This is a genomic window from Lancefieldella parvula (assembly GCF_963547875.1).
Lineage (GTDB): Bacteria > Actinomycetota > Coriobacteriia > Coriobacteriales > Atopobiaceae > Lancefieldella > Lancefieldella parvula_D.
This window is the reverse complement of sequence record NZ_CAUUSI010000001.1, coordinates 273301-299069: the sequence shown is the minus strand read 5'-3', so window position 1 is coordinate 299069 and position 25769 is coordinate 273301. Positions and strand designations below refer to the sequence as shown.

21 protein-coding genes and 2 tRNA genes are annotated in these 25769 nt (G+C 48.8%); 15 read left to right on the top strand and 8 right to left on the bottom strand.

All coding sequences use genetic code 11. The features are described 5' to 3' along the window. Nucleotides 1–27 precede the first annotated feature (27 nt). The 12 genes from murD to RWJ96_RS01395 all read left to right on the top strand — a co-directional run bounded on the left by murD (nucleotide 28) and on the right by RWJ96_RS01395 (nucleotide 12387). Nucleotides 28–1431, top strand: a complete 1404-nt coding sequence (gene murD / locus RWJ96_RS01450; protein ID WP_314018515.1) for a UDP-N-acetylmuramoyl-L-alanine--D-glutamate ligase — start codon at nucleotides 28–30, stop codon at nucleotides 1429–1431. Next, complete coding sequence (gene ftsW / locus RWJ96_RS01445) at nucleotides 1431–2960, top strand: putative lipid II flippase FtsW (RefSeq protein ID WP_314018514.1); 1530 nt, start codon at nucleotides 1431–1433, stop codon at nucleotides 2958–2960. Before murD ends, ftsW begins: the two co-directional genes overlap by 1 nt. 23 nt (nucleotides 2961–2983) lie before the next feature. Continuing rightward, nucleotides 2984–4117, top strand: a complete 1134-nt coding sequence (murG, locus tag RWJ96_RS01440) for an undecaprenyldiphospho-muramoylpentapeptide beta-N-acetylglucosaminyltransferase (protein WP_314018513.1) — start codon at nucleotides 2984–2986, stop codon at nucleotides 4115–4117. 81 nt (nucleotides 4118–4198) lie between these two features. Further along, complete coding sequence (gene murC, locus RWJ96_RS01435; protein ID WP_314018576.1) at nucleotides 4199–5614, top strand: UDP-N-acetylmuramate--L-alanine ligase; 1416 nt, start codon at nucleotides 4199–4201, stop codon at nucleotides 5612–5614. Nucleotides 5615–5624: 10 nt separating this feature from the next. Continuing rightward, the gene (gene murB, locus RWJ96_RS01430) at nucleotides 5625–6539 is read left to right on the top strand and encodes a UDP-N-acetylmuramate dehydrogenase (RefSeq protein ID WP_314018512.1); all 915 of its coding nucleotides are present in this window, start codon (nucleotides 5625–5627) and stop codon (nucleotides 6537–6539) included. A 7-nt stretch (nucleotides 6540–6546) separates the two neighbouring features. Continuing rightward, nucleotides 6547–7605 carry an FtsQ-type POTRA domain-containing protein gene (locus RWJ96_RS01425; RefSeq protein WP_314018511.1) on the top strand — a complete coding sequence of 353 codons (1059 nt, stop codon included), beginning with the start codon at nucleotides 6547–6549 and terminating at the stop codon, nucleotides 7603–7605. 247 nt (nucleotides 7606–7852) lie between these two features. Beyond that, the gene (ftsZ, locus tag RWJ96_RS01420) at nucleotides 7853–8989 is read left to right on the top strand and encodes a cell division protein FtsZ (protein ID WP_187468907.1); all 1137 of its coding nucleotides are present in this window, start codon (nucleotides 7853–7855) and stop codon (nucleotides 8987–8989) included. Between the two features lie 47 nt (nucleotides 8990–9036). Continuing rightward, nucleotides 9037–9816 carry a polyphenol oxidase family protein gene (locus tag RWJ96_RS01415; RefSeq protein WP_314018510.1) on the top strand — a complete coding sequence of 260 codons (780 nt, stop codon included), beginning with the start codon at nucleotides 9037–9039 and terminating at the stop codon, nucleotides 9814–9816. An 88-nt stretch (nucleotides 9817–9904) separates the two neighbouring features. Continuing rightward, on the top strand, nucleotides 9905–10639 hold the full coding sequence (locus tag RWJ96_RS01410; protein ID WP_314018508.1) for a YggS family pyridoxal phosphate-dependent enzyme: 735 nt from the start codon (nucleotides 9905–9907) through the stop codon (nucleotides 10637–10639). 61 nt (nucleotides 10640–10700) lie between these two features. Next, complete coding sequence (locus RWJ96_RS01405; RefSeq protein ID WP_314018506.1) at nucleotides 10701–11381, top strand: cell division protein SepF; 681 nt, start codon at nucleotides 10701–10703, stop codon at nucleotides 11379–11381. 12 nt (nucleotides 11382–11393) lie between these two features. Further along, nucleotides 11394–11672 (top strand): YggT family protein, encoded by a 279-nt coding sequence (locus tag RWJ96_RS01400; RefSeq protein WP_314018504.1) that lies wholly within the window; start codon nucleotides 11394–11396, stop codon nucleotides 11670–11672. Between the two features lie 79 nt (nucleotides 11673–11751). Continuing rightward, complete coding sequence (locus RWJ96_RS01395) at nucleotides 11752–12387, top strand: DivIVA domain-containing protein (RefSeq protein ID WP_035428061.1); 636 nt, start codon at nucleotides 11752–11754, stop codon at nucleotides 12385–12387. An 82-nt stretch (nucleotides 12388–12469) separates the two neighbouring features. Here the strand turns inward: RWJ96_RS01395 and RWJ96_RS01390 are convergent, their stop codons facing one another. Both RWJ96_RS01390 and RWJ96_RS01385 read right to left on the bottom strand, forming a co-directional pair. Then, complete coding sequence (locus tag RWJ96_RS01390) at nucleotides 12470–13483, bottom strand: TIGR03915 family putative DNA repair protein (protein ID WP_314018502.1); 1014 nt, start codon at nucleotides 13481–13483, stop codon at nucleotides 12470–12472. After that, nucleotides 13455–14864 carry a putative DNA modification/repair radical SAM protein gene (locus RWJ96_RS01385; RefSeq protein WP_314018500.1) on the bottom strand — a complete coding sequence of 470 codons (1410 nt, stop codon included), beginning with the start codon at nucleotides 14862–14864 and terminating at the stop codon, nucleotides 13455–13457. Before RWJ96_RS01385 ends, RWJ96_RS01390 begins: the two co-directional genes overlap by 29 nt. 178 nt (nucleotides 14865–15042) lie before the next feature. Here RWJ96_RS01385 and RWJ96_RS01380 point away from each other — a divergent pair, with 178 nt between their 5' ends. The 3 genes from RWJ96_RS01380 to metK all read left to right on the top strand — a co-directional run bounded on the left by RWJ96_RS01380 (nucleotide 15043) and on the right by metK (nucleotide 18777). After that, entirely contained in the window at nucleotides 15043–16467 is a 1425-nt protein-coding gene (locus RWJ96_RS01380) for an HD domain-containing protein (RefSeq protein WP_314018499.1), read from the top strand. Between the two features lie 131 nt (nucleotides 16468–16598). Beyond that, nucleotides 16599–17324, top strand: coding sequence for a TetR/AcrR family transcriptional regulator (locus tag RWJ96_RS01375; protein WP_314018498.1), 726 nt, complete (start codon nucleotides 16599–16601; stop codon nucleotides 17322–17324). A gap of 190 nt (nucleotides 17325–17514) precedes the next feature. Continuing rightward, nucleotides 17515–18777 (top strand): methionine adenosyltransferase, encoded by a 1263-nt coding sequence (gene metK, locus RWJ96_RS01370; protein WP_314018497.1) that lies wholly within the window; start codon nucleotides 17515–17517, stop codon nucleotides 18775–18777. Nucleotides 18778–18782: 5 nt separating this feature from the next. Here the strand turns inward: metK and RWJ96_RS01365 are convergent, their stop codons facing one another. The 6 genes from RWJ96_RS01365 to RWJ96_RS01340 all read right to left on the bottom strand — a co-directional run bounded on the left by RWJ96_RS01365 (nucleotide 18783) and on the right by RWJ96_RS01340 (nucleotide 25737). Continuing rightward, nucleotides 18783–20939 (bottom strand): DUF6541 family protein, encoded by a 2157-nt coding sequence (locus RWJ96_RS01365; RefSeq protein WP_314018496.1) that lies wholly within the window; start codon nucleotides 20937–20939, stop codon nucleotides 18783–18785. Nucleotides 20940–21094: 155 nt separating this feature from the next. Further along, a tRNA-Glu gene (locus RWJ96_RS01360) sits at nucleotides 21095–21171 on the bottom strand. Between the two features lie 19 nt (nucleotides 21172–21190). Beyond that, nucleotides 21191–21264, bottom strand: a tRNA-Gln gene (locus RWJ96_RS01355). Nucleotides 21265–21381: 117 nt separating this feature from the next. Then, complete coding sequence (gene sdaAA / locus RWJ96_RS01350; RefSeq protein WP_314018495.1) at nucleotides 21382–23031, bottom strand: L-serine ammonia-lyase, iron-sulfur-dependent, subunit alpha; 1650 nt, start codon at nucleotides 23029–23031, stop codon at nucleotides 21382–21384. A 131-nt stretch (nucleotides 23032–23162) separates the two neighbouring features. After that, nucleotides 23163–24677 carry a glutamate--tRNA ligase gene (gltX, locus tag RWJ96_RS01345; RefSeq protein WP_314018494.1) on the bottom strand — a complete coding sequence of 505 codons (1515 nt, stop codon included), beginning with the start codon at nucleotides 24675–24677 and terminating at the stop codon, nucleotides 23163–23165. A gap of 91 nt (nucleotides 24678–24768) precedes the next feature. Further along, nucleotides 24769–25737, bottom strand: a complete 969-nt coding sequence (locus RWJ96_RS01340) for a 3'-5' exonuclease (protein WP_314018493.1) — start codon at nucleotides 25735–25737, stop codon at nucleotides 24769–24771. Between the last annotated feature and the right edge of the window lie 32 nt (nucleotides 25738–25769).

The window sequence follows — 25769 nt, the reverse complement described above, 5'->3', positions numbered from 1 at the left end:
ATATTGCTCTTAGAAAGGACCGTTTGCGTGTCGCTTCTAGAAACACTTGGAAATGTATGTGTTCTTGGTTTTGGTAAGACCGGCGTCTCTGTCTGCACGTATTTGCTGCAGCAGCCAGAGGGTCGTGTGTCTTCCGTAACTCTTGTGGGCGGCGCAGATGCTACTGTTGGCGAGAAGATCCAAGAGCTTGCAGACTCAGGCGTACAGGTACAATGCGGCTCCGATCAGGTTAAGGGTACCTTTGACCTGACTATTGCATCTCCTGGTATTCCAGACACCTCTGAGCTGTTCTTAAGTGCAAAGGCAGCTTCTCAGCAGATTATGGGTGAGCCAGAGTTTGCTTATCAAGAGAGCCCTTCACAGTGGATTGGCATTACCGGCACAAACGGTAAAACTACTACCACAAGTTTGACCACGTCAATCCTGCAGTATGCAGGCCTTGATGCAAGCGCTGTTGGCAATATCGGATTAACTATTACGGACCAACTTGCAGAGAGAAAACCTAAGAGCTGGTTTGTAGCAGAGCTTTCAAGCTTCCAGCTTGCTACTACTCAAAAATTGCATCCTCACGTTGCGATGCTTTTAAACATCACACCTGATCACCTTGAGTGGCATGGTTCGCTCGAGGCGTATGCAGCAGCTAAAGAGAAGATTTTTGCCAACCTTGATGCAAATGACCTGGCAATTGTTTCTGACTTGGATGAGTTTTGCCAAGACGTGTCTTCTCGCCTTGAGGCTCGAGGCATTGCCGTATGCCATCTTGCTCAGACAGATCCCGGTACACAAAACGCCGCCTTTGTACGCACTGGTGCGCTGGTAGTCAGGCTATCTGGTAAAGAGATGGAGCTTGTAGCAGCTGATGCACTCCACATTAGGGGAGCGCACAATGCACTCAACGCTCTTGCTGCAGCTGCATGTGGCCTATTCCTGGGACTTGATATTGTTTCTATTAGGCATGCCCTGTTGGACTTTATGCCGCTTGAGCACAGAATTGAGCCAGTTGATACGGTTAATGGTGTTTTGTACGTTAACGATTCCAAAGCAACAAACACTGATTCAGTTGAAAAATCATTAACTTCGTTCCCAGGTAAAGACGTTATTTTGCTACTTGGTGGTCACGATAAGGGCACAGAGCTTGATGAGTTCGCTCAGAAGGTGTCCGCTACCTGTGCATACGCAATCTGCTTTGGAGAGGCAGGTCCTCGCTTTGCAGAGGCGCTTCGCCGCGTTTCTGGCGGCCATGCAGAAGTGGTAGAAGAGCCTCATATGCATGAAGCTTTTGACCGTGCGGTAGAGCTTGCTCGTCCAGGTTCTGTAGTGCTTCTCTCACCAGCATGTTCCTCATTTGACGAGTTCACAGGCATGGCTCAGCGTGGTCGTGTCTTTAAACAGCTCGTGGCAGATCTTGCTCAAAAAGAGAGCGGTCGATAATGGCTACCAGCAGAAACAGAACAGGGGAGCGCGCGCAGCAACCACGTACTTCTCGCCAGAAATCTTCCGAGGGCTCGCAGGCTAAAGGCCGCTTTGGTGCTATTCCAGAGCGTTTTATGCAGCCTCGTCTGGTGCTTCTGGTATCAACGGCTATTCTGGTGTGCTTTGGCCTGGTAATGATTTATTCCGCATCCTCGATTTCTGCAATGACTTCTGAGGACATGGGCTATAACCCCTTCTACTACGTGCAGCGTCAGCTTGGCTTTGCTGCGGCAGGAGTTGCGTTAGCATTTATTGTTTCTCGCATTGACTATCGCGCAGTAGTAAGAAGCTTCCAGGTACCTATATGGGTTGTGACCATTGGAATGCTAGCAATTATTTTTACTCCTATTGCTGGCGCTGATGCATATGGTGCAACCCGTTGGATTTCAATTGGACCGTTTTCTTTCCAGCCGTCTGAGTTTGCAAAGATTACCATCTTAATTTCTGTCTCGTACCTGGCTCAGCAGTACTTTATCGATCAGACCATAGATCAGATGGAGTTCTTTAAAAAGTTTGCTATTGCTGCGCTTGCGCCACTGCTTCTTATTTTGGCCCAGCCAGACAAGGGCTCCACATTGATTATTGTGGGAACACTTTTGGTCATTGGCTACCTTGCCGATGTTGACCGAAGGGTTCTGGCAACTATTGCTGTTGCTGGCTTTATTGGCTTTGCCTTCTTATCTCTTAAAGACGATTATTCTCGTGCCCGCGTTGTGACTATGCTTAACCCTTGGGCTGATTATTACGGCGCAGGTTATCAGCTTGCTCAGGGCTTTTATGCCTTTGGTTCTGGCGGTATTTTTGGCGTTGGCTTTGGTTTTTCTCGCCAGAAATATTCATATTTGCCTATGGCTCACAATGACTTTATTTTTGCAGTCATTGGAGAAGAGCTTGGCTTTATTGGTGTTTTAGGTCTTTTGGCTGTATTTGGCGCGCTGGTATGGGCGGGCTTTAAGATTGCTCGCTATGCACCAGATTTGACCGGCAGGCTTATTGCTGCAGGTTGTACCTCTATGTTTATCATCCAGGCCTTTGTTAACATCGGGGGTGTTTTGGGCCTTTTGCCTCTTTCTGGTAAGCCTCTGCCGTTTATCTCATACGGCGGTTCAACCATCATGTCTAGTATCTTGATGGTTGGACTTTTGATGTCTGTTTCAAGGCAGTCAAGGCTTCCAGAGACCGAGTACGATAGGCAGCGCGCTTCTTGGAGCATAGCTGAAGAGCAGGATACCTTTGATGCTCCAGGTTTTGCTGGTCTTACCATGGTTGATGGTGGGGTAGGAGTAGGCATGCCACTCCCACGTTCTTCTCGCCCTAAGAGTAGCGCTCAGAGTTCCGCACGTCCTTCACGAGGCGTTTTGCGTTCAAGAGATGACGATGCCCCTCAAGGCCGTATTACAACAGACGCCTCCGGAAGGCGCAGAATTGATTTGGGACCTTCTGCATCGGATAGGCTTCGTGGAAATAACACTAGGCCTCGTCGATAGCTGATTTCTAGGAGATGGATTGCATGACAGAACAGAAGAAACTCTCTGTTGCAATTGCTGCAGGTGGAACCGCAGGTCACATTAACCCAGCTCTGGCTCTAGCTGAGGAGCTCCGTGAGCGTGGTCACCAGGTTACGTTTTACGGTCAGCCCAATAAGCTTGAGGGTACGCTGGTACCTGAGGCAGGATTTGAGCTGGTGCCTATCCATGTAAATGGCTTTGATCGCAGGCGCCCTTGGACGCTTATTAGCGCGGCATACAATCTTGAACGCGCAAAGTCGCAGCTTCACAAGCGTTTCAGAGAGCAGGGAGCTCCTGATGTTGCTATTGGCTTTGGAGCCTATGTTGAGCTGCCATTGCTTCAACTTTGCGCAAAGCTGCATATTCCGTATTTGATTCACGAGCAGAACTCGGTAACCGGTCTTGCTAATCGCGTTTCTGCTGGTAAAGCATCTAAGGTATGCATTGCCTTCCCAGAGGCTCGCAAGGCTTTTGAGGGACGCGTTAAAGCTCAGGACACCATTGTGGTTACCGGAAATCCCGTGCGCAAGAGTGTTCTTTCTGCTGATAGAGCCACTTCTAGGCAAGAGCTGGGCATTGCAGACAATCAAACATTGCTGCTTATCTTTGGTGGTAGCTTGGGCGCTCGTAGTATCAACGAGACGTTTGCCGCGCTTAAGCAGGAGCTTCTTGCCCGTCCTAACCTGCGCATCATTCAGTCAACAGGCCAGAAGCTCTACGACGAGGTTGTCTCGCTCATGAAGCTTTCTGACGAGGAGGCTGCTCGCTGGGAGGTTAAGCCCTACATCTCCAACATGGGTGCCACCCTTGCTGCGGCTGACCTGGTGGTTTCTCGCTCCGGAGCATCTTCTGTGGCCGAGATTGCAGCGCTTGAGCTCCCCAGCATTTTGGTGCCGTATCCTTTGGCAACAGCAGATCATCAGACTACTAACGCACACCTGTTGTCGGATGCGGGAGCAGCTATTCTGGTGCCAGATAACCAGGTGGGCACTACGACCTTCTCGACAGCTCTGTTTGAGCTGGTAGATAACGCGGACCAGCGCAAAAAGCTCTCCGAGGCAGCCGCTACACTTGACCAGCGCAGCGCCGCATCTCTTGTGGCTGACGCTGTGGAAAGTGCCGTTTGTGGCGCATAAAACATTCGGTTTTGCGTTAGAGTAAACATGTCTTGGTATGTCCAAGACGCAAACGATAACAATACTTGGAAAGGCTCTCTTATGGCAGATTCCATGGGCGAGAAGACCATCTCGCGTGCACATTTTATTGGAATTGGTGGCGCAGGTATGAGCGGAATTGCGCTTGTTCTGCACGAGCGCGGCTGCACCGTTACCGGCTCCGATCTAAAGAGCTCGCATTATGTTAGAGAGCTTGAAGATGCAGGTATTCAGGTAAGCATCGGCCACACCGTAGCCACTATTGACGCTGTGATGCCTGATGTCATTGTTACCTCTACCGCAATCCCAGAGACAAATCCAGAGGTCATTCGCGCACGTGAGCTTTCCATTCCTATTTGGCCTCGCGCTAAGATGCTCTCGTATTTGTCGCGCGGCCGCAAGACCATTGCTGTTGCGGGCACTCACGGCAAGACCACCACATCTTCTATGGTTGCTACCATGTTGGACAAACTTGGTGCTGATCCATCATTTTTGATTGGTGGCGTTGTTGAGGGCTACGACACCAACGGCAAAAACGGCAACGGTCAGTATTTTGTCTGCGAGGCGGACGAGTCTGACGGTTCGTTTATGTTCCTTAACCCTAACGTGGTTGTTGTCACCAATATTGAGGCAGACCACCTTGACCACTACGGCTCTCTAGAGAATATCGAGAAGACCTTCTGTGAGTTTATGAGCTTGCTTGATAAGGAAGAAACTGTTGTTATCAACGGCGATAATCCTCATTACGTTGAGCTTGCTCAGTCAACTGGTAGGCACGTAGTCACCTACGGCTTTGATTCAAGCTGCGATTTTGTTTGCACACAGGAGGAGAGAAAAGCTGGCATCGAGAATCCTCTTACCATCAAGACTCCTTCTGGTCAGACTATCTCTGTGGTACTTCCAGCTAATCCTGGTAAGCACAATGTTGCAAACGCAACCGCTGCAATTGCCGTTGCTGATGCTCTTGGCTTTGATCTTGACCAGGCCGCAGTAGCGCTTTCGCAGTTCAAGGGTGCACGCCGTCGCTTTACACACGTAGGCGACATCAACGGTATTACCGTCGTAGACGATTACGGCCACCATCCAACCGAGATTGCAGCAACCATGTCTGCAGCTCTTCCTCTTGGCTTCAAGCGCGTTGTTGTTGTTTTCCAGCCACATCGCTACAGCAGAACGCAAGATCTGGCAGATTCGTTTGCCCATGCATTTGATGGTATTGACGTTTTGCGCGTCATGGATGTCTTCTCAGCAGGTGAGCTGCCTATTCCAGGTGTCTCGGGCAAGACCGTCTCTTCAAGGGTTGAGGTTGCTCATACTGTTCCTGACGTGCGTTATATTCCTTCTCGCCGAGATCTTATCGCAGACCTTCTTGATACGGTTAAACCAGGAGATCTGCTGATTACTCAGGGCGCAGGTGACGTCACTCAGATTGGACCAATGTTTATCCGTGCACTCAAAGAGCGTCTTCAGAACCACTAGGACCTCTGTCGTGAGCTTGTTTAACGCCTATGTAAGCCTTTCTGGGGCCCTTGATGCAACAATCAAGCAAGATGAGCCGCTGAGCCACCATACTTCCTTTAGGATTGGTGGTAAGGCGTCGCTCTTTGCTGCTGTTCACAGCCACGTGGCGCTGGTGCGTGTGCTTGAGGTGCTTGCAGCTAATCGAGTTGATTGGGTGCTTTTGGGCAAGGGTTCAAACATCCTTGTCTCTGATAAGGGCTACAACGGCTGCGTTATTGTGCTCGACGATGAGCTTTCTACCATTTCAGTTGGCGAGAATAACCTCATTACCGCAGGTGCGGGTGCGCTTACGGCACGCGTTTGCAATGAGGCCATGAAAGCAGGTCTTTCTGGCCTTGAGATGTGTGCTGGTATCCCCGGAACTATCGGCGGCGCTCTTTCTATGAATGCAGGTACCAGGCATGATTGGATTGGTAAAGCCGTCCGTGATTGTGTGGTGCTAAAGCCTGGCAAGGGTCTTGTACGCTACGATGCCTCCGAGATTGAATGGGGTTATCGCTATACCACGTTTGCTCCAGATGAGATCATTCTTGAGGCAACGTTTGCGCTGACAGCATCTAATCGTCCTAAAGTTGCTCTTGGTATGGATACGCTCTTACAGCGTAGAAGAAATACTCAGCCAACTGGTCAGCTTTGCTGCGGTTCTGTCTTTAAGAATCCAGGTAGTAGGTCTGCTGGTGTACTTATTGAAGAGTGTGGTCTTAAGGGAGCTACTGAGGGCGGCGCACAGATTTCTGATATTCATGCCAACTTTATTGTGAATACCGGTAACGCCACCGCCTCAGATGTCATTGCACTTATGCGCAGAGCACACGATGCGGTACAAGAAAAGTTTGACATTGATCTTCAGCCAGAGGTTAAACTTCTGGGTTTTGGGGCATAGGGAAGATATGGCAGAAGATACTTCAAAGCAAACAACGCGCCGTAAGGGCACAAAAAGGGAGCCTTTATCGTCTGGTGCTGCTCAGACGGCAGGGGCTACTAAGCCTTCTTTTATGAGTAAGGCCTTTAAGCCTAAGCCAAAGGTTGAGGCTACAGCTTCTAATGCCAAGCCTTCTGCTAAAAAGATTTCTGCCAAAAAGCCAAATAACGCTACAAAAACTGCAGCTCAAGCTCGTGCTGAGCGCATTAAACACAGCAGAAAGGTATCGTTTAAGGCAGTACGCACGGCCTTTATCGTTTTGCTTAGCCTTGCCCTTCTTGCTGGCATTGCTTTTCTCGTCCTACGCTCTTCCTCAGTCTTTGCTATTACCAACATTCAGGTAGAGCCAACAGAGCACGTCTCAAACGAGCAAATTCAAAAGCTCATTGCAGTAGAAGAGGGAACAACGCTGCTTAATATGGATGAATCCCTTATTACCCAAGAACTACAGAAGGATCCTTGGGTAGCTTCTGCAACGTACGAGAGGCAGTTCCCCAATACGCTACGTATTACCATCACAGAGCGCAAGGTCACAGCCATAGTGGCGCTTTCTTCTGGTCCCGTTGCATGGTACTTGGGCGAGAATAACGTCTGGCTTGAGGCAGATCAGCTCAACGTACCAGAAGGAAAAACTACCGCTACTGTTGCGCTTGAGAAGGCAACCTCAGAAGGTGAGCTGCTTATCACAGATGTTCCTGCAACAGTTTCTCCTGTAGCAGGCACCACAGCAACAGACGCAGAAATTCAAGCGGTTATGCAGTATCAGTCTACGTTCTCGTCAGAGCTTACGTCACAGATTGTGAGTTACTCGGCTAGTAGCGTTGATGCGATTTCTGTCACGCTTACCAATGGTGTACAGGTTGCCCTAGGCTCTCCAACACAGATTGCTGATAAAGAAAAAGTGATTCTGGCAATGCTTAAGCAGTTCCCAGGAGAGCTTACGTACTTGAACGTAAGAACACCTGCAAGCCCAACCTATAGGCGCGTTTCTACCGGAAACGTTCAGTCTGGCTCTGGTGTTTCGTAGGTAAACGCGCAAACAACATGTGCCGTTAGGGAATAGTTTCCTACCGTTTACCAGCTTTCTTCACAATTTCTACATATTATTTGACTTGTATGGGTCAGTTGTGCAAATATACCCCGCTTTGCATGAAGCGTAAGCCTTAACTTGAGGTTTAGGGTTTTATACAGCGGTTCTGCGAGCGCATAAACGTAGCCTAAGCGCAGTCGCGCTCCGGGACAAACGGGCACAAGCGTGCCTCAAGGAGGAAGACATGATTAAGGACACCGATACCCTTAACAACTATCTTGCTGTTATCAAGGTTGTTGGCGTTGGTGGCGGCGGAACTAACGCTGTCAACCGCATGATTGAAGAAGGCATCCGTGGTGTTGAGTTTGTTGCTGTAAACACCGATGCACAGGCTCTTGCAATCTCCGATGCTGACATTAAGGTTCACATCGGTACTGACATCACCAAGGGTCTTGGTGCTGGCGCTAACCCTGAGGTTGGTAAAGAGGCAGCAGAGGATAGCCGTGACGAGATCAAGGCTGCACTTGCTGGCGCTGATATGGTTTTCATCACTGCTGGTGAGGGTGGCGGTACTGGTACCGGCGCTGCTCCAGTTGTTGCTGATATTGCAAAGAATGACGTTGGCGCACTGACCGTTGGCGTTGTTACTAAGCCATTCTCCTTCGAGGGCCGTCGTCGTTATGGTTCTGCAGCTGACGGTATCAAGACTCTTTCCGAGAATGTTGATACGCTCATTGTTATTCCAAACGATCGTCTGCTTGATCTTTCTGAGAAGAAGACCACCATGCTTGAGGCATTCCGCATGGCTGACGATGTTCTATGCCAGGGTACCCAGGGTATTACCGACCTCATCACTGTTCCTGGTCTGATTAACCTCGACTTTGCAGACGTCTGCACCATCATGAAGGGCGCAGGTAGCGCAATGATGGGCATTGGTATTGCTGCTGGTGATAACCGCGCTGCTGATGCTGCAACTGAGGCAATTTCTAGCCGCCTGCTTGAGAGTTCCATCGAGGGTGCAACCCGCGTTCTTCTCTCTATTGCTGGTAACAAAGACCTTGGTATTCAGGAGATTAACGAGGCAGCTGACCTGGTTGCTAAGAACGTTGATCCTGATGCAAACATCATCTTTGGTACTGTTGTTGATGAGTCTCTGGGCGATCAGGTTCGCGTAACCGTTATTGCAACTGGTTTCAATGACTCTAACGTTCAGCAGCAGCTTCCAACTCTGAACACTCAGAGTACCACCCGTCCAAGCCGTCCTGCTCAGCCACAGCCAACTCGTCCTGTGACTGCTCAGCCACAGCCTGCTCGCACCAACAACTCTTCTAATGAGAAAGAGTTTGATATTCCAGACTTCCTTAAGCGTAGCCGCATCTAAATATGTGCGCGCTGAATAGACAGTGCTTACACGGCGTGACCCTGCTCATGGATCCTGAGGTTCCATGCGGGGTCACGCTCGCATTTACTGAGCGTACTGGCGGTTTTTCAGAAGGGGAGTTTAGTTCCCTCAATCTGGGCAGTAGGTGTGGAGACAATCTGCAACAGGTGCAAAAGAACCGCCAGCTGGTCTTAGAGGCTCTTGGAGCTGGTGAGCTTTTCTCGCAACTCCTTATTCCTCATCAGGTGCACGGAAGCAAGGTAGTTTGCCTCACTTCTAATACATCAGAGGCTTTTGAGGTGGCTCAAGCTGAGGCAGAAGCTGGTGCAGACGCCATAGTATGTACGGTTCAAAATACGCCTGTGATGTTGGCGTTTGCCGATTGCGTTCCGGTAATTCTTGTAGCTCCCGGCGGATTTGCGGTGGCGCATTCTGGCTGGAAAGGCACAATTGCCCGCATTTCTGCTCGCGCAACCGATGCGCTTTGCCAGGCAACTGGCGCCAAGTCTTCTGAGGTCAAAGCTTATATTGGTCCGCACATTGGCGGCGCTGACTACGAGGTTTCTCCGGAGCTCATTCAGATGTTCTCACAAGAGTTTGGTTCTGGCGTTGTAGACCGTGCGTCTGGCGAGAGGTACTTAGATCTTGGATATGCCGTCAGAGCCGCACTGGTAGATGCTGGTGTACGCGCGTCTGCTATCGAAGAGGTTACTGACTCGACGGCCTCTACAACTGAGCGGTTCTTCTCGTACCGTGCTGAGCATGGTAAGTGCGGAAGACATGCAGCTGTTGCTTACATGGCTGAAAGTTGGGTAGAAGACGTTTAGCGCTATCGGAGAAGGCGTTTAGGCCTATGACAAAAGTCGTTAAACGTTACGTAAGATGTTGATGTATTCACCGCAAGAGATGATGGCTATGACGTACGATTCAGACGAATATCTTGAGTTTATAAAGGCTCGTAGAGCTCAGATTGAGTCACTTGTGGCGGATGCTGCAAAAAAGTCCGGCAGAAGCGCCTCTGAGATTGAAATTGTAGCTGTCTCCAAAACCGTTCCTGTTGAGGCTGTCCTTACAGCTTATAAGGCGGGCTATAGGGTTTTTGGCGAGAATCGCCCACAAGAGCTGACGCATAAACTGACGTGTTTATCTGAAACTCCTTTTGCGTCTGAGATATCTTTTGACATGATTGGTAATCTTCAGAAGAACAAGATTAACCAGGTAGTTGGTAAGGTTCGCTACATTCATTCAATTTCTTCCGAACATCTTGCAGAGGCGGTTTCAAAGCGTGCTGAGGTGAAGGGTACTGAGGAGTCTGTTCTACTTGAGGTAAACGTCTCCGCTGAAGCCTCAAAATCGGGTTTCTCGCCAGAAGAGGTGTCTGAGTCTATTCAAAAAATTGTTGAGCTTCCTCACATTTCTGTTGTGGGACTTATGACTATGGCACCAAAGGATGATCCAGAGCGCGCTAAGAGGACGTTTGCGGGACTTAGAGAATTGCGTGACAAGCTGAGAGAGCAAGTTGGTTTGAAGTTAGATGTTCTTTCTTGTGGCATGAGCGATGACTTTACGTATGCCATTGAAGAGGGTTCTACTACTATTCGCCTGGGTCGAGTATTGTTTGATCCAGCCTATGCGTTAAGTGGGCACTAAAATAGTTGCAAGTTTTTGATACAGTAGTGAGAAGTTACGTGCGTTACAGAAAGGCACAATGATGAGCATTCTTGATACGCTAAGAGCAAAACTTCGTGGTGGTCAGGACGATGAGTACTACGACGATGAGTATTACGGCGACGAAGGTTATGACGAGGTAGATGCAGCTTCTCCTCGTTCCTACGATGACCGCGCACAGCAGGGTTCTTCTAATAGGCTCCTGGGCAATCCATCCAGACCAGAGGCAGAGAGTGTTTCTGTTTACACACGCTCTGGTAAGCCAATTAGCACCAATCCAGCTGCTTCTTATAATCCTCAGCAGGATATGCGCTCCCGTGCTTCTGCATATGCATCTCGTCAGGAGCCCTCTGGATACACTCCTTCTTACGAGCACGCCGTAAGCCCAAATCTGCCAACTCCTGGCGATATTGGTCTTCGTCCTGTGAGCCGTACAAGCTATTCTGGACAGCTGCCACCATATGTTCTTCGTCCTGTTTCTTACGACGATGTTCAGTCGGTAGTTCGTCGTGTTCGTACTGGTCAGCCAGTTGTTCTTATCTTTAAGAACACCAACATTGAGGTTGCTAAGAGAATTTTGGACTTCAGCTTTGGTCTTTCTTATGGCCTTGATGGTGCTGTTGAAGAAGTTGCTGACCGCGTTTTTGTTGTACTTCCTCATGGTGTCTCTTTGACGCAGGCTGATCTTGATAAGCTTGCTGATGAGGGTGAGATTACCAGGTAACCGGAGGTTTTTGTGTTCTCGTATTATGTTTTAAACGCACTCTATACCTTGTTTAGGATTTACAGCGTCTGCATTGTGGTATGGTGCCTGTCCTCTTGGATTACCGTTTCAAATGATTCGGTTAAGAACATTCTTGAGGCAATTGGCAAAATTGTTGAGCCATATCTCAATGTGTTTAGGAAGGTGATTCCTCCAATTTCTGGCGTTGACCTCTCACCGATTATTGCGCTTTTTGTGCTTAATCTTGTGGAACGTTTTGCCATTTCGACGCTGGGTCTTATACTAATATAGGAAACTAGTTTGTCTTTAATTACAAACTGAGTAGTTATGATGTGTGGTACGTCTACTCGCAGACTGAAAGGGAACAAAGATGGCAATCACACCAGCAGACATCGAGCAGCAGACATTCTCTCCTGCTGAGACCGGCTACAATCCAGAGGAAGTTGACGCATTTCTTGAGCAGCTCTCTTCTGAGGTTGATGCAATGCTTCAAAAGATCGCTGACCTTAAGGGCCGTCTGACCAGCACTGAGCAGCAGCTCGCTGCAGCACAGGCTCAGGTTGCAAACCTTGAGGAGAACGCAAGCGTTCCTTCTGTTGAGGAGACAAACGCAGCCGCTATCGCTGCATCCGAGCACCAGATTTCTCAGGTCCTCATTGTTGCTCAGCAGAGCGCAGATAAGCTTGTTGCAGACGCTCGTGCAAATGCTGAGCGCATCCGCAACGAGGCAGACCAGAAGGCTCGTGAGGTTATCCGTCAGGCTCTTGCAGAGAAGCAGACTGAGCTTGATGAGATTGATCGCCTCAAGCAGTCCCGTGAGGACTTCCGCGCTGAGTACCGTAAGCTCCTCCAGCACTTCCTGGATGACGCAGACTCTGTCTTCCCAGAGACTGTTCTTACCAACAATGCTCCAACTGGTTCCCAGAATGCTGCTCAGCCTGCAGCTCAGCAGACTCAGATTTCTGCACCTGCACCTGCAGCTGGTGACTTCAACGATCTTGATTAAGTCTTAGGTCATTACCTTTGTACTGATAAGCGCTCAGCTCTGCTGGGCGCTTTTTTGTTATAAGTCTTCTTGAGCAGCAACCTTACAGCCCAGAGGTAAGCTCTTGGTTAAACGCCTGCTTTTGTTCTATATGATGCACATCCTTTCTGTTTTCTCGCCCCTGATAGCGAGCGGGTACGCCTTGGCTACGCGCAGCTTCTGCACTTGTGGTTGCGGTAAGCTCAGGAAGCCCTTGCCAAACACGCTTTGGCATCCAATGAGCGCGCAAATCGTAACCCCTCTCTGCAGGTCCGCGACCTTCTAGACCAACTCCTTCGTAGAAGCGTCTCCACATGGCTTGCACGTATTTCTCATCAGTTGCAAGGTCTGTTCTAGAGAGCAGCTCTTCTAAAGAAGTGTCATCAAGCTGAATGGTTCCAAAGGTCTTCATTTCTGGGGCATAAAAACTGACTATATGGTGAGCTGGATCAACAATAAAAAATCGTTCCGTGCTCATCCGTTTGACAAAGTAATTGCAGGTTAGTGGTACTACGTTTGCATTAGGCTGAAACACAGACATGAAAGAGCCGTCTGACATGCGAGAAAATCGAACAAATTGACGCGTGTGCTCTCGCTCAGTTTCTACTTGCCTGGCTAATGCGTTAAATTCTGCTACGGTTGGGTCCGCAATATCTTCAAGGGCTCCTACACCATAGGAGAATGCAAGACGGATGTACCTATGCACAATCTCCGGCATCGTATGAGCATCTGAAGCACATGCCAAAACAATGCGACGTGTGATTTCTTTTGTTCCTACCTTCTTCTCTAGGCCTATAAGAACTCGTCTAGCTAAGGCAACTACTGAGTCATCAGAGGGGTCTGGTCCACAGAGAACATGCTCCCCAAGACTAGGCTGACAAAAGCTTTCTCTAACAAGACGTACGTGTGCTGGGTTAGCATGCGAGAGATAGGTGAGCCCTACAGCCCCTACAACGCCTTCTAAGCTTGGATTGCAGGAGATAACAACCTTCTGAGGCTTGGAGAGTCTTGTAAGCCTCTGAACAAGCGAGATAAGCTCTACACTTTGATCAGAAGAGCCTGAGTTGAGAGGACTCAATACGACGTCTTGTTTTGTTGTACGAACTTGCTTTGGCATCAGCAATTACCCTCTGTTTAATCAGTTCTTGGTCAAGTGGGGCTGAGGCATCTCTTACGCCACAGCAGGTGAGAAAATGGTGTGATCGTTTGAGCTGTATTCCTAGCCGTTTAAGATCATCAAAGGTGAGACAAGACCGTCTTCTTGCAGCAATAATTCTTCGTGCACCGGTAGGGCCAATACCGGGCACCCGTAAAAGTATTTCTAGGGGAGCATCCATAATCTCTACAGGAAATTGATTAAGATGTGCCAGTGCCCAACCAAGCTTTGGATCAATTTCTAAATCAAGCCAAGGCGCTTCCGGAGAAACAAGCTCATCAGGAGAAAACGCATAGTAGCGCATAAGCCAATCAGCCTGGTAAAGCCGGTGCTCTCTGCGGAGGGGGACAGGAGTATCCAGCTCAGGAAGACGATTGTCTTCTATAACAGGAATATAGGCAGAAAAGAATACTCGTTTTAACTCAAATTGCTGGTAAAGCGCTTGAGACAAGTGCAATATTTGATTATCCGATTCTGGAGAGGCTCCAATGATAATTTGAGTTGATTGCCCAGCAGGCGAGAAGGACCTCTTGCCCGAAGATACCCTTGATGAGCGCATAAACGTGTTCTTTAAACAGTTGGAACGTAGAGCTAAACCTTCTTTTATGATTTTCTTCTGACTGGGAATAATAATGCCCTTAGACTTACCGACAGACTTCACAATGCCCTTTGATGCATTTTTAGCCTCAAGCAATTGACGTTCTTCGGAGACGCGCAGGCGGTGAATGAAGGACATGGGTTTAGTAATTGTTTCAGCATTTTTGTGAGGGCAAAGTTTAGTAAGTGAGGTTGAGCTAGGTAATTCCAAGTTGACGGAGAGCCTATCTGCCAACCGACCAATAGTGTCAATAAGGTCTGGGTCTGTTCCAGGAATTACTTTTGCATGAACATAGCCGTTGAACAGCAACTCATTTCTGAGGTAGGAGAGACATTCAATCATGAGTTCTGTGGTGTGGTCTGGTGACCCTATAACACCTGAGGAAAGAAAAAGTCCTTCTATGTAATTTCTTTTGTAGAAATCTACGGTAAGCTCGGCTAATTCCTGTGGTGTAAAGGTAGCTCGCTTGGTTTGTGCAGAAGATCTATTGACGCAGTAAGCGCAGTCATAACAACAAGCATTAGAAAGTAAAACTTTTAGCAGCGTAATACAGCGACCATCAGGGGTAAATGAGTGGCAGCAACCTGCTGCTGAGGCCATTCCTACCTTTCCTGCCTGCGGATCTCTGTCTACACCAGAAGAAGTGCACGCCGCGTCAAATTTGGCTGCATCTGCAAGTATGGTGAGTTTATCAAGAGTATCCATGGCAGCAACTTTCTACTTGAAAATAGAACGTCTGTTCGTATACTTAGACTATCACGAATGGGGAAGAAGTAAAGAAAAATCTAGAACAAATGTTTGTCATTTTAAAACCGCAGGAAGGATGTGAATGACGTGTGAAGGATGTATACTTTTCCCATCAACAACTGCGGAAGGAATGGCCATGAGCATACAGAAAAACAGCTCTTCACCATGCCTTTCTCGTCCTGTGAATTTACAGATTCCCACCTACGCGTTGCGTGCATTAGAAGCTCTTGAAGATGCCGGATTTGAGGCGTGGATTGTAGGGGGCTGGGTACGAGACGCCCTACGCGGCTCATTTGCCCATGATATTGACATCACAACATCGGCAACGTGGCAGCAGAGCAAAGCGGCTTTTGAGGCTGCAGACATTTCTGTGCATGAAACAGGTATTGCATATGGAACCGTTACTGCTGTTGTCGAGAAGCACCCTATTGAGGTCACAACGTATCGCTGTGACGGAGAATATCTTGATGGTCGTCGTCCTGATTCTGTGCAGTTTGTCTCTCGTATAGAGGAAGATCTTGCTCGTAGAGACTTCACTATTAATGCAATGGCATATCACCCAAAGAGGGGATTGCTTGATCTTTATTGCGGTCAAGAAGATTTATCTGCACGTGTAATTCGCACTGTTGGGGAGCCTAAGGTTCGCTTTACAGAGGACGCTCTTCGTATGCTTCGAGCATTGCGGTTTGCATGCAGGCTCTCGTTTTCAATTGAGGAGAAGACACATCAGGCACTTACTGAGTGTGCGCCGCTACTCTCTCAGGTTGCATCTGAGCGCATTGGCTCGGAAGTGGCTCAAATTGTTGAGGCTGGCCATATTGCCCATGCTATCAAGCTGGGATTTCCTGTTCTAGCGATAGCAATTCCAGAGCTCTTGCCACTTCAAAACTTTGATCAAAGAAGTCCGTATCATGCTTATGACGTGCTGGAGCATACTGCTCGGGTATGTTCTGCAACAGAAGCCTTTACTGCAGGTACTGCAACACCTGCGCTTAGGTGGGCGGCGCTTTTACATGATATTTCAAAGCCAGAAATGTTTAGCGTTGACGCAGATGGAAGAGGCCATTTTTATTGCCATCCAGAAAAAGGCGCAATCGTAGCAAAAGCCTTGCTTAAGCGCTTAGCTCTATCACAGCACTTGAGTAATGAAGTTTGCGCTCTTGTGGCATTGCATGACTATGATGTGGATGTTACAACGGCGTCGCTGAGGCATATGATTGCCCTGTTAGCCGAGGTAAGTAAATCGGACGGCATTGCCCTTGCGTATGACCTTTTGACGTTAAAGCAGGCAGATGCTCTGGCAAAGGCAAATCCTTATCGTAGCTATGCGGTAACGCTTGAGGCTATGAGGACCCTTCTCTTACATGAGGCAAAACGGGGAATTGCTCAGCGTCCACAAGAGTTGTGCGTTTCGGGAGCAGAAATTATGGAAGTGCTCTCGCTTCAGCCAGGACCTGCTGTGGGCGTATGTCAACGTAAGCTCTTTGAGCTTTATTTAGCAGGTCAAGTGGAGAATAGAAAAGAAGATCTTCTCGCCATTCTCTCTAAGGGTAATTGGTAAAAATAATAAAGAGTGCCAGATTTAATCAATAAAAAAGTAAGGGCTTTGTATTTTTATAGGTTCGGTAAAACGGTATAGTAGGCATAAAAAATTATCAGAGAGGCGTCATTTTATATGACGGATAGTGTCGTATGGGGGAGTTCATGGGCGAGAAGCGCGATTATATTACGTTAGAAGTCATACATCACAATGCTTATGAACAACAGCCTGCAGAAGAACCTGAAGCTCCAGCGCCTTCCATTTCTCATATTCGTGCTGAAGCTCGTACTAAGAAAAGCGCAGCTACACGTAAGCGTATTATGCACGAGACAACCAAGCTCATGCTTGCTCGTGGAAATACCAACTTCAAAATGAGTGAGATTTCAGATCGTGCTCGTCTTTCAAAGGGCGCGCTATATTACTACTTTTCTGATAGAGAGGCCCTTTTGCAGGCAATCTTTGACGAGAGCGTTGATGAGCTTGCAAAAGATATTGCGCATACCCTTGGTAATAAGCCCGCCTCAAAAGAGACACTTCATGCAATCATCGCTCAACTTGCTGCTCATATTCTGCCTGACTCACCTTTGGTTTTGGCTTTAATTAACAAGCTTGCAAGCTCTGAGCAGGCACTTATTACCAACATTGAAGGACCACTTTCTCGCGTGGTTGTTCTCCTTGCTAACCAGCTTGAGATGGGAAAATTGCAAGGCTTTATTCGCCAGGGTGTTGATTCAAGACTTGCTGCCTGTTCTATTACGGGTGCATTGGTTCTCTCGGCTATTGGTCTGATGGGAGAGCGCCACGGTGCAGAGGGTTCTGACGAACTTGCACAGAATCTGCTAGATATGACACTTGCTGGTATTGGAATAGACGAGTAATCATACGAGTTTTTGCATAATGCCAGTTTAACTATGCAATTTAAAGAGCGCCCTTGTGGTGCTCTTTTTTCAAATTTTCTTGACTGATCCTGCTCAAAAGTGTCTTTGGTGGGTATAGTAAGAGTAGTTGCGCGTAGAAGAACGCAAACATTCTGCATAAGCAGAGAAGCCATGCGTGAAAGGACAGTTCATGGCACACAAAAACTATTTGTTTACCTCAGAAAGTGTTACTGAGGGACATCCAGACAAGGTTTGCGATCAGATTTCTGACGCAATTCTTGATGCAATCCTGGCAAAAGAGGCAGAGCTTGAAGAGCGTGGATACGTTTCTCCAAGTGGTGTTCCAGCTTGCTTGGATAACGTTCGTTGTGCATGCGAGACTTTTGCGACTACAGGAACTATTGTGGTGGCAGGAGAAATTCGCACTCAATCCTACGTTGATGTCCAGGAGATTGTTCGTAACACCCTCAGAAATATTGGCTACGACCGCGCTAAGTATGGTTTTGACTGTGAGACCTGCGGCGTTTTGAGCCTTATCCATGAGCAGAGCCCCGATATTGCTCAGGGCGTTGATGAGTCCTACGACACGCAGGCAGGACGCACCACAGATCCGCTTGATCTTATCGGCGCAGGCGATCAGGGCATGATGTTTGGCTTTGCCTCTGACGAGACCGATGTTCTTATGCCAATGCCAGCTTACCTGGCACAGCGTCTGGCTCAGCGCCTTTCAGAGGTGCGTAAGTCTGGCGAGATTGAGTATTTGCGTCCAGATGGCAAAACTCAGGTTACCGTTCGTTATGAGGACGAGAAACCCGTTGAGGTCACAGCTATTGTTGTTTCCACGCAGCATGCTCCAGAGATTGAAGACATGTCCGTCATCAAACAGGACATGATCGACCACGTTATTGCACCTGTTATGGGTGAGGTCAACATTGCTTGGGATAACGCTGACATTTACGTTAATCCAACTGGCCGCTTTGTTGTTGGTGGACCTATGGGAGACACAGGACTTACCGGTAGAAAGATTATTGTTGATACCTATGGCGGTATGGGACGTCATGGCGGCGGTGCTTTCTCCGGAAAGGATTGCACCAAGGTTGACCGTTCAGCAGCATATGCAGCGCGCTGGGTTGCCAAAAACGTCGTAGCAGCAGGCCTTGCAAAGAAGTGCGAAGCTCAGCTTGCCTACGCCATTGGTGTTTCTCATCCACTGTCTATCATGGTTGATACTTTTGGCACTGGCATTGTTGACGATGCTGTTATTGAGCAGGCTATCGAGAAGGTCTTTGATCTTCGTCCTGGTGCCATTATCAGAGACCTTAAGCTGCGCCGTCCTATCTTCTCTAAGACAGCAGCATACGGACACTTTGGCCGCAAAGACCCAGACTTCACATGGGAAGCAACTGATCGTGTTCAGGAGCTTAAGGACGCAGTTTCTGCAATTCAGGCATAACGTTCTTACAAGGTAATCTTGTACAACCTCATAGAACCTTCTTCCAGCACCACCTCGAAACCTGGGGTGGTGTCTGTTATTTGCGTGATACCTCTGAAGGTTCCAGGTTTGTAGGTACTGGTAACAGCGTTGGAGTAATCAACAACGTTGTTCAGAATAAGGACGTATTGTACGTTAAGGTCGCGTACCGTCTGAAGCACCTCAGGGTCGCTCGCAATGCGATTAAGGCGTTTACGAAGAATTGCACTTGCAGGACGTTCTGAAGCGTCATAGCCGTTAGGGAAGCGCCAGAGCACATGTAAGTCGTTAGTGCCATACGCCCAGAGACTGCCATCTTGAGGTAGGTTTGCAATAACAGCACCTGCAGGAACGGTAAGCTCCACGCGACGTAAAAACTCCAATTCTTCCGATGTCAAAATGTAGTGATCACCATAGGCCTTCTCGGAAGCCTGTTTAAAGGCAGTAGCGGCAGGAATTGGCTCTTCCGATTTAAGGTTTGGCATAGGAATCACATAGTTGAGTACAACTACACATGCAATGACCGCTCCCACAATCAGAGGTTTAGCCCAAACAGTACAAAAGACGCAGGTTTGAGCTTTGGTCTGAGCCTGAGAAGCTTTTTCTCTCCAGGAGGCAAACATTTCCAGCGCAGCTTCGGCAAGAGTTGCTAGGCCAAGTGCTGCCAGCGGAATTGCCATAATGACGCAGCTTGCCGCAATGCGGAACGGATCGGTATACCAAAATCCCGAGAGATATCCCTTCAGAGGAACGTCAAACGTAATAATAAAAATGCAGAGTACAGACAGGTACATAAAGGCAGATACCATCCATCGAGCCTGCTTGTGCTTAAACGTCCATACAGCGCCTACAAGCACGCAGATTGAAAGTATCGGTTGTGGAGAAACAAGCTCTCCACCTGCGTACGACTGTCCAATAAAGTCCATGCCAAGGGCGTGCAAAATAGCATCTTGCAGGCTAGAGTAGGCGCTCCACCAGAAATTGAGAGCCACGCCTCGAACAATCAAAACGTAGTAGAAAACAGACCAAATAACCAGCGCAAAGATAAAGAATGCGTATGCCAGCGTGACAGGCTTGATTTGTTTTCCAAAGAGAATAACTCTGCGTTTTGATTCTCCAATGCGTGCAAAACTCCAAGGTAAAAGCACAACAATTGACGAGAAAATCGTGGAAGGATGCAATATAAAGAGGGTAATCAAGCCAAGAACAAATATGACAATAAGCCAGATGAGGTCGTGTTTTGGTGTTTTTGAGCGAGTCATCTGCATAAAAATCCACCAAATAGAAGGCATTACACAGAAAGCTACGGTGTTAGGAAAGATTGGTCCGTAGATGAGAAGCGACCAAGGGAAAACAAAAAATGCTAGGCAAACAAAAGCTCCACTGATAAGCGCAATGCGATGTTTAGGAAGAACTTTTGCGATAAGTGAGCAGATTGAAAGCGGAAAGACAATTGCTGCACTGACAAAGTTGAGTGCATTTCCTGCAATAGGAACGGTTGTAGAAACAAGCTGCGTTGTTAGTGCAACAATGATGTTCCAGCCTGAAGGATAAAATCCCGAAGTCCCCGGCTCCCAAGGTGTAATTGAAGCTTCTACGGTGCTGTAGAAGTCATAGTGAATTGATGAGTACTTTTGAGACTCAATCATTGCCTGCGTGACATCTAAGTGATGCACAATGTCCCAACCCTGAACAAAGGAGCTGGCAGAGGGCAGGGTTGGTAAGAAGAGAAACCCTACGGTAAGAAGACCAATTGCAACGTACAGAAGGGGCATCCAGAAGGGGAGTTCTTCGCAGATAAATGCTGGTACAGGGCTAGTTAATTGCTTGCCAGTGAGTGTTTCTTTGGATTTGACGGGTTTCTCGCCCCTGAGGTCTTCTTTGTGTTTGGGAGCAACATAATAAACGTAGCCATTGACTAGAACTGCGATAAGCAGCGGAACAAGAACCATTACAGCCAAGGGGATGGGGATGTTCAGTGCGCTAAAGATTTCTCCCTCAATAAAGAAGAGTGCGCAGCTGACCAAAGGAGCACTAACAAGTGCCCAGGGCTTTGACATGCCGGAAGCATGCAACAAAATGACGCCCGGCACGTAGAGCAGGGCAATAATGACAACTACACTTTGGAAGAACTCAAGCCACATCCTGATCCAATCAAGGTGTTAGTAAAAATTCTTATACTTCTTGGTCACACGACTGGGCGTGACAGTTATTTCAAACAGACTGGTTTATTTTACGATAGAAGCAAAAGTGGTGTTGAGATAAACAAAAAGGACTTCCGAAGAAGTCCTTGAACATTTGGTAGCCCGTACCAGATTCGAACTGGTGATCTCCGCCTTGAGAGGGCGGCGTCCTGAACCGCTAGACGAACGGGCCATGTATGACTGGGAGGACATGGCTGGGATAGAGAGAGTCGAACTCCCGTTGACGGAACCAGAATCCGCTGTCCTACCACTAGACGATATCCCAAGATGTCATCCGTGCGCATCAGCGCGAGAAATAACTATAAAGGAGACTCGTCAGAGATGCAAGCAATAATTTCAAGAAATTCTGTTTGCAGCAAAAAATATTATACAAAACGCATCTCTAAGCGCAAGGAACGTCTCTCGTATTTGAGCTGAGCATGCGTTCTGCATCAATAAGCGCCTGGTCAAGAGGGGCACAGCCGGTGCAACTTGCGCATGCGGTAGGAGCGCTTGGAGTTGCGGCAAGACCACCTTTAGCTGTTTCTCTGAGAGAAACAGGGAGCGCGGCGCCAACTTCTGCCATAGCGTGTGCAACCTCATCAAACGGAATTGGGTTACCAACGCCCGCAAGAGCAAGCTGAGAAGAGCTTACGGCAGCAGCTACGCCAATAGCGTTTCTATCTTGGCAAGGATACTCAACCAGACCTCTCACGGGGTCACAGACTAGTCCTAGAAGGTTAGAGATGGCAATAGAAGCAGCGTCCAAGCACTGTTGAGGAGTGCCACCCAAGAGTTCAGTCAGTGCAGATGCGCTCATGGCAGCAGCAGATCCAACCTCTGCCTGGCAGCCGCCCTCAGCGCCAGAAACACTTGCGTTGGTGGTTAGGATGGCTCCAATAGCACTTGCATTCCAAAGCGCAGAAATAACTTGCTCGTCGGTGGCACCAATCTCTTCTGCTACCGAGATAAGCGATCCTGGCACAACGCCAGAAGCTCCTGCAGTAGGAGCGGCAACAATAACGCCCATGGTAGCTGAGCGCTCAAGAACGGCCATAGCATAGGCAACGGCTCGTGTTTGCGTGGAGCCCATAAGTGCACTGGAGATTGCAGCTGGGGTATTTGCCACGGTCTTGGCCTGGCCGTTGAGCAGGCCACCAATAGACTGACGAGGCGTCTTGATAGTGTCGTGAACCTCATCGCGCATGATTTCTAGAACGTGAGCCATCTCGGCGTCTACGTCTGCATCTGGTCGCAGGTCCTTCTCGCGCTGGCGCATTATCTGGCCAATGGAGGCTCCCGTCTTAGAGCATCTGGCGAGAAGATCTGCGCCGTTGTCAAACGCCCCTGAAAGCACGTCGTTTGTGACCTGTGGAGCGGCTCCTGGAATGGAAACCTGGGCGGCATAGGAAACGTGAGGTGCCAGCTGGAAAAGATCCAGGACTTTCTGCTCAATGGGCTCGTCAATCTCAAAGACGGTGTGTGCAAAGCCGCCACGCTCTGAGCGGAAGGTACGCATTGTTGCAACATTGATGTTTTGCGTAGCCAAAATAGTAGTGAGAGCTGCAAGAACACCGGGTTTATCGCGATGTGAAACAAAAATGGTAGGCATATCACCAGACATGCGAATGCGCACGCCGTTAACGCCAGAAATGCGAATGCGGCCGCCACCAATGGACTCGCCCATAACGGAGACGTGGACGTTATCTGCGCCGTAGAGGTGAATTTCTACGGTGTTTGGGTGCAGAGTCTCGTCGTCGCCCTTTTCAATAACGCTGTAGTTGAGGTGGGCTTCTTCTGCCAGGGTAAGTGCTTCACGGACACGTGTATCGTCTGGAGCAAGGCCTAAGATGCCTGCAATCAGAGCGTAATCGGTGCCGTGACCAAGGTGGGTATGAGAGAAGGAGTTGTAGAGCCAAAACTCAACGCGCTCCAGCTGCTTTGGTGCAAGCGAGCGTGCAACCAGGGCAATGCGCAAGGCTCCTGCTGTGTGCGAGGAAGAAGGACCCACCATAATGGGGCCGAGGACCTCAAACGCAGACATAGAAATCATAACTACTCCAAAACTAAACAAACGGTAACGATAAAAGAGCTGCAAAACCATCTGTTTTACAGCTCTTGTGTGGTTTTACTTTTGATACCCACTTATGTTTGGAAGAATACGCGGCAAGCGCATTCAGCGCATTATTTGCAAAGCTCCAGAGCGCGTTCAAGGCGAGCAAGGCAAACCTCACGGCCAAGAAGCTCCATAGACTCTCCAAGAGGAGGGGAGACCATGTTGCCGCACTCAGCAACACGAATGGACTGGAAGACAACGCGCTTCTTAAGATCAAGCTGCTCTGGAAGTACCTCAAGGGCGGCGTCAATTGCTGCGGCCTTCCACTCGTCCTCAGAGACACCCTCAAGAGCGGTCTTTGTAGCAGCAAGAACAGTTGCACTCTGAGCAGCGTCTTTAGTAAGACCCTTCTCAACACTCTTCTGATCAAAGGTGACGTTTGCACCCTCATATAGGAAGCGGGACTTCTCAATGACGTCTGGGCTTACGGTGGTGCGAGGACGAAGAATCTCTGAGAGCAGGCCATACCAGCCTGGACGGGTTGCGTAAATCTCTTCTGCGTCAGTAGCACTACCCTGAACAGGCTCAAGACCAGCGCCAACAAGCTCTGGAATCAGAACAGTCTTTGCAAAGGTCTGGTTGTCCATATTGGCAAGATAGGTTGCATTAATCCAGTTCAAGCGCTCTGGATCAGACTTAGCAGGGTTCTTGGAAACGTGATCCAAAGAGAACTGAGATGCCAAAACGTCGCGAGGAACAATGGTTGTCTCGCCATCAAGCGACCAGCCGAGAAGGGCCAGGTAGTTGACAAAGGCATCTGCAAGATAGCCCTGGTCACGATACTCTTCAACAGAAGTTGCACCATGGCGTTTGGAGAGCTTTTTGCCGTCAGGACCCAAAATCATGGAAATGTGAGCGAAGGTTGGAACAGGTGCGCCCAGAGCCTCGTACACCATAATCTGGCGAGGAGTGTTGGACAGGTGGTCATCGCCACGAATGATGTGGGTAATGCCCATGCCAGCGTCATCAACAACGGTAGCAAAGTTGTAGGTTGGGGTGCCATCGGAGCGGAAGATGATAAAGTCATCAAGCTCGCGAGCGTTAAAGGTTACGTCACCGTGAACAGCGTCGTGGACAATGACGTCACCGCGATCCAGTGGAACCTTGATACGGATGGTATAAGGCTCGCCGGCATCAATGCGGCGCTGTGCCTCTGCAGGATCAATGTTTCTGCAGGTACGCTGATAGCCCTGGAAGGGGTCGTGGCGCTCCTCAGCAGCCTTTTTGTCTTCAGCAAGCTTTTCTGGCGTGCAGAAGCAAGGGTAAGCCTTGCCCTCTGCCAGCAGTTTATTTGCTGCCTCACGATACAAGTCAAGGCGCTCGGTCTGGCTATAAGGACCGCAATCGCCGCCCTTATCGGGACCCTCGTCCCAATCAAGGCCAAGCCACTTCATAGCGCGCAGGATAATCTGAGTATTCTCTTCAGTTGAGCGCGTAGGATCTGTGTCATCAATACGAAGAATAAACTTGCCACCATTTGCACGAGCAAAAGCCCAGTTATAGATAGCAGTACGCGCACCTCCGATGTGCAACTTACCTGTTGGGGATGGCGCAAAACGTACTCTAACCTGCTTCTCTGACAAAACTCCTCCTTGGCAGTTATTTTCTAGCGAGAAAATCTAGTTTGTGCACTCTTTAGTATAACGCTTGAACACAGGTAACCGACAACGTTGCCTAGTCTTCAAACATATTGTGGTCTGCAAACTCTGCTTGCACGGTACGAATCATAAGGTCTACGTCTTCAAGTCCTAAGTGACGTTCCTTCTCGTCCGCCGCAAGGGTATGCCTACGACGTGCCCAGTTCTCAAGTGCGGCTGGGGAAGACTCACGAGGAAGAGACCTAATTTCTGGGTCCAAACGACGGCAGATATCACGGGAGTCAATAACAATAATCTTGCCCGCTTTTCTAGCTTCTGCGTAGCCATCAATGTTGAACATGAACCAAGAATCCTCAAAGGCAGCGTTATGTGCCATAAAAGGAATCTTTTTCATAGTTGCCAGCAGGGCCTCTTGGGCTTTCTTATCGTCTCTAAAGGATTTCTTGCCCTCAACATCTTTCCAGGTAATCTGGTGAATATCGGCAAGAGGGACGCCCTTTTCTTTGTACATCTCTGGGATGCCAAAGTAGGCGGTGTGAGGCTCTACCGGAACGGTGTTGCGACCAAGATTCCAGAACTCAAAGCCTACGTTAACAATGTAGCCCAGCTCAGGGAAGCGCGACGTAGTCTCAATATCAATGCCCAGCACCGTGCCAGAAACGCTCTTCTCGACATAGGCAATTTGCAAGTCATTAAGAAGTGGACCTGCGGTTTTAAAGACAGCCTTAGGGCGACGACGCTGCATCTTTGCAACGGCTGCTGCAAGATCGTCATTTGAAAGACCGCGAGAAAGTCCAACGCCTCGATGGTTTCTGAGTCTCTCCACACCGTAGGTATCGCAGAGCGAGCGCGTTCTATCAGCAAGCTGCTGAATGACAGAAAACTCTACAGGCTCTTGGCCAAGTGGCGCTTCCTTCCAGGCATCAAGCAGCGTTTTAATGGCATCACAGTTTTTGTTGACCTCGCCGATGATGGACTGATCATCAACAAGAAGGCCAGGTATGACAAACGCATTAGCGTGCTCAATAGCTTGATTGATATCCATAGACTCTCGCTTTGGTGGGTGAGAATTAGTTC